The 12,999-nt window shown below is 53.1% G+C and carries 9 protein-coding genes; 5 read left to right on the top strand and 4 right to left on the bottom strand.

Annotated features, from left to right (window positions below; translation table 11 throughout):
* Positions 1 to 49 precede the first annotated feature (49 nt).
* A complete protein-coding gene (locus F556_RS0116180) occupies positions 50 to 1,213 on the bottom strand; it encodes a helix-turn-helix domain-containing protein (RefSeq protein WP_020618024.1) in 1,164 nt (387 codons plus the stop codon).
* 132 nt (positions 1,214 to 1,345) lie between these two features.
* Here F556_RS0116180 and F556_RS0116175 point away from each other — a divergent pair, with 132 nt between their 5' ends.
* On the top strand, positions 1,346 to 3,625 hold the full coding sequence (locus tag F556_RS0116175) for a beta-glucosidase (RefSeq protein WP_020618023.1): 2,280 nt from the start codon (positions 1,346 to 1,348) through the stop codon (positions 3,623 to 3,625).
* A gap of 300 nt (positions 3,626 to 3,925) precedes the next feature.
* Here F556_RS0116175 and F556_RS37790 read toward each other — a convergent pair whose 3' ends face one another.
* From F556_RS37790 to F556_RS0116165, 3 genes are all read right to left on the bottom strand, one after another.
* Entirely contained in the window at positions 3,926 to 4,162 is a 237-nt protein-coding gene (locus tag F556_RS37790; protein WP_157272784.1) for a hypothetical protein, read from the bottom strand.
* 121 nt (positions 4,163 to 4,283) lie between these two features.
* The gene (locus tag F556_RS0116170) at positions 4,284 to 5,885 is read right to left on the bottom strand and encodes a helix-turn-helix domain-containing protein (RefSeq protein ID WP_020618022.1); all 1,602 of its coding nucleotides are present in this window, start codon (positions 5,883 to 5,885) and stop codon (positions 4,284 to 4,286) included.
* The gene (locus F556_RS0116165) at positions 5,878 to 7,665 is read right to left on the bottom strand and encodes a sensor histidine kinase (protein WP_020618021.1); all 1,788 of its coding nucleotides are present in this window, start codon (positions 7,663 to 7,665) and stop codon (positions 5,878 to 5,880) included. Before F556_RS0116165 ends, F556_RS0116170 begins: the two co-directional genes overlap by 8 nt.
* 154 nt (positions 7,666 to 7,819) lie before the next feature.
* On the opposite strand from F556_RS0116165, the gene F556_RS0116160 reads away from it, so the two are divergent.
* The 4 genes from F556_RS0116160 to uidA all read left to right on the top strand — a co-directional run bounded on the left by F556_RS0116160 (position 7,820) and on the right by uidA (position 12,850).
* A complete protein-coding gene (locus F556_RS0116160; RefSeq protein ID WP_020618020.1) occupies positions 7,820 to 8,785 on the top strand; it encodes a carbohydrate ABC transporter permease in 966 nt (321 codons plus the stop codon).
* A gap of 12 nt (positions 8,786 to 8,797) precedes the next feature.
* The gene (locus tag F556_RS0116155) at positions 8,798 to 9,628 is read left to right on the top strand and encodes a carbohydrate ABC transporter permease (protein WP_020618019.1); all 831 of its coding nucleotides are present in this window, start codon (positions 8,798 to 8,800) and stop codon (positions 9,626 to 9,628) included.
* 16 nt (positions 9,629 to 9,644) lie between these two features.
* The gene (locus F556_RS0116150) at positions 9,645 to 10,994 is read left to right on the top strand and encodes an ABC transporter substrate-binding protein (protein ID WP_020618018.1); all 1,350 of its coding nucleotides are present in this window, start codon (positions 9,645 to 9,647) and stop codon (positions 10,992 to 10,994) included.
* A 62-nt stretch (positions 10,995 to 11,056) separates the two neighbouring features.
* Positions 11,057 to 12,850, top strand: a complete 1,794-nt coding sequence (uidA, locus tag F556_RS0116145; RefSeq protein ID WP_020618017.1) for a beta-glucuronidase — start codon at positions 11,057 to 11,059, stop codon at positions 12,848 to 12,850.
* The last annotated feature ends 149 nt before the right edge of the window (positions 12,851 to 12,999 follow it).

Below are 12,999 nucleotides of genomic sequence, written 5' to 3'. Positions count from 1 at the left end.
AGGGATGCTTCGAATGTTGATCATTCGAGCATCCCTTTTTTTTGTAGTATTAGGGGGGACTTGTGGCCAATCCCTTCTGATACTGCTTCGGCGTCTGGCCGGTATACTTTTTGAACACCTTGGTAAAATAGCTTTGGTCGCAAAAATGCAGAAGACTCGAAATCTCGGACAATGCCAGGGTGGAGTAGAGAATCAGGTTTTGGGCCTCCCGGATCCTCAGTTCAGCAACATAGTCGTGAAAGCTCCTTCCTGTCTCCAGCTTAAAACGGCGGGCCAGGTAATCTGCCGTGTATCCCGATACGCGTGCTGCCTGTTCGAGATCGAATTTGTCATAGACGTGATTTTGCACATAATGAACCGCTCGCCTCACGGGCATCGAACAGTGACTCCAGTGGGCATTGCGGACCTGCTCCGCAAAGTCGATCAACGCCCGCTTGAGTAGGGCATCGACGTCGCTGAAGCGGTGCAGCTCATCCAGCTTTTGAATGTAGAGGTCGCTGAGATGGTAGGCCGTTTCACTGGGAAGGCCCCCTTCCATCGCATAACGGGTCGCCAGCGTAACGACGGTGATCGTCAGGTTTTTCTGGTTTTGCAGTTGGCTTTTTCTGGACAGAACACCAGGATTGCTGATAAAATCAGGCCCCTTCAGCATGGCGGCCAGCTTATCAGGATTGCCCTCACTGATGCAACGCAGCAGCTGCCTCTCGTCCTGCCAATCATGATGCAGCTCTTGGCGCAGCTTGCGGTCGTTGATCCGCTTTTGGCTCTCTTGAATATAGGCTGGAGTGGATACGGCCTGCTCATCCAGACGGATCGCGTGCTCCTCGATTAGAGTACCATGCAGCATAAAATAACCGGTCCGTGCCACTAGGAGCTGCTGCTCGTTCCCCAGGACAATCAGGGATTGGTCATCGGACGCCACCGAATCAGACAGGAACGGCCCGATAGCCAGCCAGCTTGCATCTGCAGTGGAACCCGGCAAGGGAATCAACAGAAGCCGCTCCCCAGCCGCAGTTGTTCGTGTACTCACTCTTGTATCCGATCGCTCTGGAGGCATCGGTGTGGTGAAGAACAACGCCAGATCGGTCTGCATGGAGTGCCCCAATGACTGGCCAATCCTGCTCACGACCTTCCCCTCCTTCGTCACCAGATGAACAGGCAGCTTGAATAATTCATGCAGCAGCAGGCCAGCCTCGCTCCATTTCTCGTTCATCGCCTTCCCTCCCTCCAATCCTTACTCACATCGTACCAAAAATAACGGTATTCTACCATTAATTCAGTGAACGATGGTCTATGATGAAAGGGATTACTACTTTTAATTCTACTCTTATGAGGAGGAATTTCCATGACACAGCCAGCACGCAATTTGGAAGCCTTGATGGCCGAGATGACACTTGAGGAAAAGGCCGGTCTCTGCTCCGGTCTGGATTTCTGGCATCTTAAAGGCGTTGAACGCCTGGGCATCCCTTCGATCATGTTGACCGACGGACCGCATGGCTTGCGCAAGCAAAGAGAGGGCAGCGATCATCTGGGCTTATTCGACAGTGTGCCTGCGACTTGCTTTCCGAGTGCAGCCGGGCTCGCCTGCTCCTGGGATCGTGAGCTGATTGAGCAGGTCGGCGTTGCTCTGGGTGAAGAATGCCAAGCCGAGGACGTGGCGATCCTGCTCGGTCCGGGCACTAATATTAAGCGCTCTCCACTGTGCGGAAGGAATTTCGAATACTTCTCCGAAGATCCTTATCTTTCCTCCGAGCTGGCCGCCAGTCATATCCAGGGTGTGCAGAGCCAGGGCGTTGGGACGTCCCTGAAGCACTTCGCAGCCAATAACCAGGAGCATCGCCGCATGACGACAGATGTCATTGTTGACGAGCGAACGCTGCGGGAGATTTACTTGGCCAGCTTCGAAGGCGCGGTCAAGAAGGCCCAGCCCTGGACGGTCATGAGCTCATACAACCAGGTGAACGGCGCTTTTGCCTCGGAGAACAAACGCTTGCTAACCGACATCCTCAAGGATGAATGGGGTCATGAAGGGTTCGTCGTCTCCGACTGGGGCGCCGTGAATGAGCGGGACCGCGCATTGGCTGCCGGACTGGAGCTGGAGATGCCGGCAAGCAACGGCAGAGGCGAACAAAAGGTGCTGGACGCGATTAGCAGTGGGCAGTTAACCGAAGCCGAGCTCGATCAAGCCGTTTTGCGGCTGTTGCGAGTCATCTTCCAAGCGGTTGATGCCAAACAGGAAGGCTTCACGTATGATGCAGATCAACACCACCTGCTAGCGCGCAAGGTAGCTGCGGAGAGCATGGTGCTGCTGAAAAACGATGGCGATCTCCTGCCAATTGAGGCTGCTGCCAAAGTAGCAGTCATCGGGGCATTTGCCAAGCAGCCTCGCTATCAAGGCGGCGGAAGCTCGCATATCAATCCGTCCCGACTGGACGAGCCACTGCAGGAAATGCGTAAGCTGGCGGACCAGCCCTCATCGGTCGTGTACGCGCAAGGGTATGATCTTGCTACAGATGAGACTAGCGAGGAGCTCCTGTCCGAAGCCATTACAGCGGCAAAAGCTGCAGAGGTCATAGTTATCTACGCTGGTCTGCCGGACCGCTATGAGTCGGAGGGCTATGACCGAACGCATCTGGACCTGCCGGCCAACCAAAACCGGCTCATTCACGAAATCGCAGCCGTTCATAATCAAGTCATTGTCATCCTGATGAATGGCTCGGTCATCAATTTCCCCTGGCTGGACCAAGTGAGTGCCGTGCTTGAATGCTATCTGGGCGGACAAGCCGTTGGCGGAGCCGCCGCTGATCTGGTGTATGGCGTGCGCAACCCTAGCGGCAAGCTCGCGGAGACGTTCCCGCTCCAGCTCAGCGACAATCCTTCCTACCTGAACTTTCCCGGGGAAGGCGACCGGGTTGAATACCGGGAAGGCCTCTTCGTTGGCTATCGTTACTATGACACGAAGAACATGCGCACCCAGTTTCCGTTCGGTTACGGGCTCAGCTATACCACTTTTGCCTACAGCAAGCTGAAGCTCGACAAAGCCCACCTGCGCGATGATGAGACGTTGACCGTCACGCTCAAAGTCAAGAACACCGGCTCCCGTCCAGGCAAGGAGATTGTGCAGCTGTATGTTCGGGACAATACGAAGCAGGTGATCCGTCCGGACAAGGAGCTCAAAGGCTTCGCCAAAGTGGCACTCGAGCCAGGTGAGGAGAAAACTGTCACCCTTACGCTGGACAAACGTGCCTTCGCCTACTACAATGTCCAATTGAAAGATTGGCATGTCCATACAGGCACCTACACGATTCTGGCGGGCCCGTCCTCTCAGCAGCTGGTTCTGCAAGCGGATTGTACGGTCGAATCCACGGTCCGCATACCGGCCACCTACTCGCTCAATACGACGGTCGGCGACCTGCTGGGGAACGAAGACGCCCCTGAGCGGCTGCGCCATCTGATTAAGCAAGGACTGGAGGGCTCCATGTTCGCTGGCGGCGCGGAGCAGGAGCAGAACGAGATGCTGCAGGCCATGGTGAAATTTTTGCCGCTGCGCGCCCTCCTGTCCTTCACTGGCGACTCCATCTCCGAGCAAGCCATTATCGATGCCTTGGATGAGGCTAATGGATGAATTTAAGCCTATTGAAACAGGAGCCAACGGTCACGGATCGATCTTACGATCGCTGTTGTCCCCAGATTTCTTGATTTTCGAACCGCTTTAGCGGTTGAAATCCGGGGACAGCGTATGCTTCCGAAGCTAGCTTTTCTGCGAAAAGCTTTCAGGCGAACGCTTCGCAGCTTATGCTTCCGAAGTCGCTTTCTTCCAGAAAGCGTGGACCAGATTCGATTCCGTCCCCCTTCGGCCATTTTCAATGTCTGAATTTTTGTGGAAGTATAAATATGAAGAAAAAGTCATTGCAAGGTTCTCCGATTATGTGGCTCGCAGCGTACTGTAGAGGAACAAAGGTGCGTTACAGCCGACGCGGGTCGGAAGTTCGAGCAAATAGAGGAACAAAGGTGCGTTACAGCTGGCGCGTGTAGGAAATTCGAGCGAATAGAGGAAGAAAAGTGCGTTACAGACAGCGCTTGACGGGAATGCGAGCGAATAGAGGAAGAAAAGTGCGTTACAGACGGCGCGTGGCGGGAATGCGTGCGAATAGAGGAACAAAGGTGCGTTAAAGCCAGCGTTGGCGGGGGCGCCTTTTCTACAGCATACGATAATCCCTAAACCACAAAAAAGAGGCACTGAACTCGCAGCAAAGGCGAGCTCGGTGCCTATTCTTTTCTTGTTATATCGATTTGCGGTACTCCGCTGGTGATTTGTCCGTGTGATTGCGGAACAGCTTGATGAAGTAGCTGGGATTGTCGTAGCCCAGCTGGTCGGCGATTTCGATGACGGTCTGGGTGGTCTGGTTCAGCAGCTCACACGCGCGCTCCATCTTCGAGCGAGTGACGAACTCCACGAATGTTGAGCCGGTATCCAGCTTGAAGATCCGGCTGAAATGCGTCGGATTGAGCCCTACCTGCTTGGCCACCGCATCCATGCTGATTTTTTCGTTCAGATGGGTCAGCACATAGCGCTGCGCTTCGGCAACTTCTTTGCGCAGCGATGGCTGCATCGCGTGAAATCCACTGATTTTCTTGGCCATGAATTGCTTGAACCAGGCCATGAGCTCCTCCAGCGTCTCCAGCTGACCCAGGGAATGCTGATAGGACTGGCTGTCGAAGTTGGTTACGAACTGCTGCATAACGGTGTACTTCAGCTCCAGCTCCAACACCATTTTGAGAATCCAGCTCTTCAGGCTCTCCACCGGGTACTTCCGCGTCTGCAGCTCTCCGCTGAGCTTGTTCAGGAACGTCTCAGCGCGCGCGGCATCCTCGTCTTGGATACAGTCCCGCAGCTCCTGCAGAGTATACGCATAGTGAATGAACAAATCCTCGCTGGCTGTGGTCACGACCTCTGCCTTGTGAATGGCAGCTTGTCCGGCGTAGAAGCGGAGTGTCTGGCTGGCTAGCAAGAATTGAATTTGCTTCTTCAGCTGGCTCAGCGCCTGTTCAGGTTGGCCATAGAAGAATGAAATGCTGACCCGCAAATGATCGGCCAAGGATTGCTGTGCTCTACGCATCGCCTGTCGAAGCTCTTCATGCATATTGCGAACGATCGTCCGCGGGAACGGCAGCAGGAGAATATAGTGGCGCTCTGAGTGCGAGAACAGAATGGAATCCTCGATCGCAAAAGCCTCCTGAAGCGCATTGTCCAGGACGAATTGCATATTCACTGCGCCACCAAAGCGCTGCTCCAGAGCATATGACTGATCCGGAAAAGCCGCGACTGGCAAATAGGGAATGTCCCTGCGCAGCTTGATCCCCATATTCGCCGCCTGCTCCACCCACTCCCCCTCATCCCATACCGGCTGCTCCAGGAAGCTCCGAATAAACCGGCTGCGGATCACCGCATAGTTGTTCTCCACCATCTTCTGAAGCTTCTGAAGCGAGTGCTGACTGGTCTTCTCCGCATCCAGACGAGAGACCGCCTGGACAAGTACAGATTGGACATGCTCAATCTCCAGGCTTTCCTTCAGAATATAGTCCGATACATTTAACTTCACAGCCTTCTGGGCATAGTGAAACTCCTCATGACAAGAGAGAATAATCGCCTGCAACTGCGGATTGACGCTCTTGGCTTTCTCAATGAGGCTCAGCCCGTCCATCACCGGCATGCCGATATCCGTCAACAGGATGTCGGGCTGATGCGCCTGGCAGGCCTCCCAGGCCTCTTGGCCGTCTGAGCAAGCCCCGATGAGCTCCAGGTTGAGCTCGGTCCAGGGGATACAGCTCTCGAGCACTTCCAAGACAGGCAGATGGTCATCAGCCAGCAATACTTTATACATGACTCGCCCCCTCCTCTCCCGCCGGATGCAGCGGAAAGCGCAGGATCACGGCAGTCCAATGGTCATCCAGGCTCTGAATGTTCATTTCAAAATCGGACCCATAGATTAGCTTGAGTCGCGTATAGACGTTGCTCAGCCCGATGCCGCTCTTCGATGGGCCGGAACTGTCGCCGGCCTCTTGAACACGAGACATCCGCCGTTCGAGTTCGGCAGCCCTCGCCTCATTGATCCCTGATCCGTTATTCTTTACTCGAATCATCAGCTTCCTGTTCTCCTCGCTGATGTCAATGACGATTCGTCCACCTTGTTTGGAGAAGCCGTGCTTATATGCATTTTCAATTATGGGCTGCATGATGAGTCTCGGAACCGTTACCGTCAGGAGCTCAGGCGGAACGCTCAGCTCGGACTCTGTCGGATAGCGCATGGCAAACCCCATGAGCTCCATATATTGCTTGGCTGTCTCGATCTCCTGTTCCAGCGTGACAAACTCCTCCTGCCTGGATAAGCTGGCACGCAGCATCGCCGACAATGTGCTCAGCAGCTTAGCATTCTCGGCATCTTTCTTCAATAAGAGCCGCATTCGGATCGAGCTCAGCACATTAAAGAGAAAGTGCGGATGCAGTTGGGCCTGCAGCATGGCAATCTCCGCCTGTCGCTTGAGTTCCTGCTGCCTCTTGTAATCCAGCATCATCTGCTGAATCCGATCCAGCATGTGATCGAAGGAGCGCCCGAGGCTTCCTACCTCATCCTCGCCACGGATATTCGAACGAACCGCCAGATTGCCTGCTTCAATCTGCCGGGCCGCCTTGCCCAGCGTATGAATCGGCTTGGTAAACCGTCTTAATAGGTAAGCCAGCACCAGCAAAAAACAGACGGCAAACCCAACCTGGAGCAGCAGGCCCGAACGGGAGATTCCGTTTAATTTGCCTGTCAATTGCTCGTAAGGTGCAAGACTCACCAAGCGCCAGTCCCCGTAGGCAAGCGGCAGTGTAAGGAACAACTGGTTAGCCTCATTCAGGTGAATGATATCCGGAGAGCTCAGACCCTCCTGTGGCGGCAAGACGGAATCAAAATTCATCCCGATTTGACCAACATTCCGATTGGATAGAATTGTGCGTTCATTGTTCAGCAGGAACACATCCTCCTCCAACGTCTCAAAACGCTCCCGGATCGCGGCCTCCGTACGGCTCACAATCAAATAGGCGTATGGAGGCTTGGTGCTGCTCTCCCTGAGCGCACGTGCCGTAATAAATACATAGGGCATATCGGCCTTCTGGGAGGCAAGATAGTTGGCTTCGGCCCCCAGGAACATGGTCTCATACCCGGATGACATCCGGTCCAGCTCGTCAAACCAGTCCCGCGCTATAAAATCCATAGGCTTGAATTCATAAAAGGAATAGTCGGAGTAAGCCCGGCCTTCACGATCCAGTAGTGTCAGGCGCAAATCCAGTGTCTCGCCTGCCACCTGCTCCAGTCGGGTTGTCAATTGCCGGGCAGCAACTGGACTGGTTTTGCCCTCCTCCAGCAAAATTTTGATCTCCGGGTCAAAGTGGACAAAATTCGCCACCGACACCATCTCTCCCAAGATGGTATTAATTTGAGATTGCACAATCGTTAACGATTGGGTCGCTTTGTCCAGCGTATGCTCCCGAATAATCAGCTTGGAATAATGGCTGGTAATCAGGATCATGCCAATTGTAGGTAATACCAGGCACGCAATGGAGGTTAGGATCAATTTTTGCCGCAGCGATTGCTGCTTAAAACGGGAGCCCCAGTGCAAGCGCAATCCTCCTTCTTCTCTAATTGTCTCTATCGTACGTCAAACCAGGATAGAACTCATCCAATTATTTTTGCATTTCAGAAAAAATAATGTCATGTCATCTTTTTAAAATAGAAAAAATCGTGCCATGTGTTTTTGGGGACGGCTTTTTATAATGGAGACATCCAATACAAACGAGGTGAAAGACGTGGAGCAGGCTCCCAAGCGCGTTGCCCAGCAGCCCAAGGGCAAATCCCACCGCAAGCAGGCATTTTATGATCTGATTGCCGGCTATCTCTTTATCGGCCCCATGCTGATCCTGACGACGGTGCTCGTCATCATCCCCATCCTCCTGTCCGGCATTATTAGCTTCTCGGATTGGAACTTTATCGCTGGACTCGGAGGGCTCGAATTCATCGGCTTTCAAAATTACATGACGCTCTTCCAGGACGAATCATTTCATCGCTCCTTGATGAACAATATTATTATGATTGCTGTTGTGCCTGTGACGTTGTTTATCTCCGTGATCCTGGCGGTTTTAATTAACAAAGCGACATATTTTAAAACCTTTTTCAAAGTCATTTATTTCATGCCGTTCATTTCGAGCTTTGTCGCCATTGCCCTCCTGTGGCGTGTACTGTATCACCCGACCAACGGGCCGATCAACGGCTTCCTGCGATCCATCGGCATTGAGAATCCGCCTATGTGGCTGGCAGATCCGAGTTATTCCTTGCTCTCGGTCATGATTATTATGGTCTGGACGTCCCTGGGCTTCAATCTCGTCATCTACATGGCTGGCTTGCAGAGTATCCCCAAGGATTTGTATGAAGCCGCTGATGTCGACGGCGCTTCGCTGGTCCGGCAGTTTTTCAACATTACGCTGCCGATGCTTTCCCCGACCACATTCTTCCTGGTGATCACGGGAGTTGTCGGCTCGTTCAAAGTGTTTGACCTGATCATGGTCCTAACGAATGGCGGGCCGGCAGGGTCGACATCTGTGATCGTCTTCTACCTGTACGAAGTAGCCTTCATCAATCTGGACTCCGGCTACGCTTCAGCCATGGGTATCATCTTGCTTCTGCTTATTCTGCTGATTACACTGATTCAATGGATCGGGCAGAAAAAATGGGTCAATTATTAAGGAGGTCAAAACATGCTGACGATCCGGCCTGACCGTGTACTTGTAACGCTCTTGATGGGAGCGGCGGGCATACTGTTTATCTTGCCCTTTTTATGGATGTTATCCGCTTCGTTCAAACCCGAGCTGGACGTGATGACCTATCCGATTAAGTGGATCCCTGAGCGGTGGAATGCCATCGAGAACTACACCCAGGTGTGGGCGGGGGCTGTACCATTTGCGCTCTATTATTGGAACAGCATCAAAGTTACGCTCATGTCGACAGCTGTATCGCTGATCGTATCCGCCATGGCGGCTTACGGCTTCTCCAAAGTAAATTTTAAGGGCCGAGATTCCTTCTTCCTCATCGTGCTGGCGACCTTTATGATTCCAACCCAGGCGATCCTGGTGCCTCAATTCATTATGTATCGCTGGATTGGGCTGTTCGACAGCCATGCAGGTCTTGTTCTTCTTGCAGCGTCCAGTGTACTAGGCACGTTCCTGCTGCGCCAGTTTTTCATGGGGGTACACAATGAAATCATTGAGTCGGCTCGCATTGATGCGGCTGGGCACTGGACCATTTTTGCCCGAATCGCCCTGCCGCTGGTCAAGCCCGCTCTGGCCACCTACATGATTCTGCGGTTCATCTGGACCTGGAACGATTACCAGAATCCGCTCATCTTCCTGCGTACCGACGCGCTCTTCACTCTGCAACTGGGGATTCGCAAATTCGCGGATTTCAGCGGAGAGTTCTACTCGCTCATGATGGCTGGTGCCGTCTCGGCGATCTTACCATTGTTGATCATCTTCATCATTGGCCAAAAGCAGGTTATCGAAGGCGTGGCTATGGGAAGTGTCAAAGGATAAATAAGGGGGAAATGACATGTTTACAATGAAACACAAGGGTTGGGCTGCATCTCTGATCATTATGGCTATGGTGGCCGCCGGCTGCTCCTCCGCATCGCCAGGCAATACGCCTGCTGAAGAAGGTACGGGCACGGGTTCAAACGATCAGGTCACCATCAAGCTCTCGAGCTGGTATGCCAAAAAAGCAGACAACTGGGATGTCGTTATCGAGGAATTCGAAAAGCAGCATCCCAATATCAAAGTCGAGTTCGTGTCTGCGGAAGATAACAACTCCAATGAATATTACAAGAAACTGGATCTGGCAGCTGCCGGCGGCGATGATCTGGATGTCATCATGTTCAGTAACATGACCTTCCTGTCGCAGCGCGTGGAGCTGGGTATGATTGAGCCGCTAGACACCTACCTGGACAACGACAATGTCGACCCGAGTGCAGAATATAATTCCGATACCAGCATTGATGGTACTTACTATGGCCTGCCAGGTAAATCCTCAACATTTTTCACGATCATTAACGAGGATCATCTGAAGGAAGCGGGGCTTGAGCTGCCTACCGACTGGACCTGGGATGAGTACATGGATTATGCCAAAGCGATGACCAAGAGCGAAGGTGGCAAGACCCGCTACGGGACTTACTTCCACAGCTGGCCTATGTTCGCCTACTTTGTAACGAATACGGGCAGCCAGGAGAATGCCAACCTGACGACCGATGATGGCACGACAGCTAACGTGGATAATCCGCTGGTCCGCAAATCGCTGGAGCTTCGTCTGCGCGGGGAGCAAGAGGGCTCGGCGACCCCATATTCCGAGGTGATCAGCCAGAAGCTGAATTACCGCCCGCAGTATTTCAACCAGGATACGAGCATGATTGTGATGGGTTCGTTCCTTGTACCTGAGCTGGGAGGCACGGATACCGTTCCAGCCAACTTCCGCAGCGTATTTGCTCCCCTGCCAAAAATGAATGCGGAGGATGAGATTTCATCCAATGTCGGCAGTGACGTGCTGTCCATCTACAGCAAGTCCAAGCATAAGGAAGCAGCCTATACCTTCGTCCGCTGGTTCTCGACCGAAGGAATTGTGCTGCAAGGCAAGGCTTTCCCATCCTGGAAGGATGCCGATTTGAATCAAGTCTTGGATGCGATGATTGCTGGCACCAAAACGCCGGAGATGATTGACAAAGAATCGCTGCTCTACGTTCTGAACAACACCAAGACCACAAGTCCAAAAGTGGCCGTGCCTTACCACGCGGAGCTGGAGAAAATCTATACTGAGGAATTTGATCGCCTGATGCTCTCCGGTCAGGATCTGGAGACCACGATCCAGAACGCACAAACCCGTATTCAAAAGGTGATTGACTCGAAATCTTAAACTCATTCGCACCTGCCGCCCGCGCGGCAGGTGTTCCATTCTAACCCTGAGGTGATGAATTCATGTTGTATCCTATCGTAACGGAGTCCCGAACCGTGATTGACCTGAATGGCATCTGGAAGTTCAAGCTTGATCTGGGCAACGGCCTGGCTGATCAATGGTACCGAGACAAGCTGGTTGAACCTATGCCGATGGCGGTTCCTTCTTCGTTCAATGATGCAGGTGCGACCTCCGAGATTCGCAATCATGTGGGCTGGGTCTGGTATGAACAAGAATTTACAGTCCCTTCGCTACTGCTCAGCCAGCGGATCGTCCTTCGTTTCGGCTCTGTCACACACAAGGCCAAGGTGTACATGAATGGCGAATTGGCTGCCGAGCATACTGGCGGGTATACGCCTTTTGAGGCCGAGATTAATGCCTTGCTGCGACATGGCGCCAATCGCCTGACCGTCGCAGTCAACAACATCCTCGATGAATCGACGCTGCCGGTCGGCAAACTGGTAGAGCGGGACATTGATGGTATTGGAAAGGTGGTCCGCAATCAGCCGAATTTTGACTTCTTTAACTATGCGGGCATCCATCGTCCAGTCAAAATCTATAGCACGCCTGCCAGTTACGTCCGCGACATTACGCTGACCCACGAGCTGCTGGGCGAGAACGCGAATGTCGGTTATAGCATTGACTATCAGGGGGACGCAGACGTTGTGGTCTCCGTCATCGACGAAGCCCAGCAGGTCGTCGCTACAGCTACTGGCAGCCTGGGAACGATAGAGATTGCGCAAGTGCACCTGTGGGAGCCCATGCATGCGTACTTGTATAAGCTGCAGGTCCAGCTCCGCAAGGAAGGCAATGTGCACGATACGTATGAGCTGCCATTCGGTGTCCGGTCAGTCGAGGTGCGTGACGGCCAGTTTCTGATTAATGGCAAGCCATTCTACTTCAAGGGCTTCGGCAAGCATGAGGATACGCCAATTCATGGTCGCGCGTTGAATGAGCCAGCCAACGTGATGGATTTTGGGCTGATGAAGTGGATGAATGCCAACTCATTCCGCACCTCCCACTATCCGTATTCCGAGGAAATCATGCGTCTGGCGGACCGGGAAGGGCTGGTCGTTATTGATGAAGTCGCAGCCGTCGGCTTGCATCTCAATTTCATGGCTACCTTGTCCAATGCGAAGAAGCGTAAGACGTGGGAGGAGATTCAGACCAAGGAAGCCCACCAGGCAGCCATCCGGGAACTGATCGCTCGCGATAAAAATCACGCCTGCGTGGTCATGTGGTCGATTGCTAATGAGCCTGCAGCTGATGAGGAAGGGGCGGACGATTACTTCGAGCCGCTGGTCCGGTTAACCAAAGAGCTGGATCCCCAGCACCGTCCTGTCACCATCGTCACCATGGTCGGCAAAGGCACGTCCCATTGCAAAATCTCCAAGCTGATCGATGTGCTGTGTCTAAACCGGTATTACGGTTGGTATGTGGAAGGCGGCGAATGGGAGATCGCCAGTCTCCAGCTGTCGCAGGAGCTCGACGAGTGGCAGCAGCTGTTCCCGGACAAGCCGATTATCATGACCGAATATGGCGCGGACACGATCGCCGGCTTCCATGATGTCGATCCGGTCATGTTCACAGAGGAGTTCCAAGTCCGCTTCCTGGAAGCCAATCACAAGAGCTTCGACCAGTGCCGGAATTTCGTAGGCGAGCATGTCTGGAATTTCGCGGACTTCAACACGAGCCAAGGCATCTTCCGGGTCCAGGGCAACAAGAAAGGCGTGTTCACCCGGGACCGCAAGCCCAAAGCAGCAGCACATGAGCTGAAGAAGCGCTGGGCGGATATTCCGGACTACTATTATAAATGATATTTATATCGTAACGCGCAGCCCCTGGAATTGGGATTCCGGGGCTTTTTTTCGAGACTAAAGCTCCTTGTGTATACCTATCACGCCCAGTATAATTATCCTAGTCTTTAAGAATTTATCCATTCTAATATGATCGAGGAGTGACTAGG

It is taken from the genome of Paenibacillus daejeonensis DSM 15491, assembly GCF_000378385.1.
GTDB lineage: Bacteria > Bacillota > Bacilli > Paenibacillales > Paenibacillaceae > Paenibacillus_D > Paenibacillus_D daejeonensis.
This window is presented reverse-complemented; position numbering and strand designations above follow the sequence as displayed.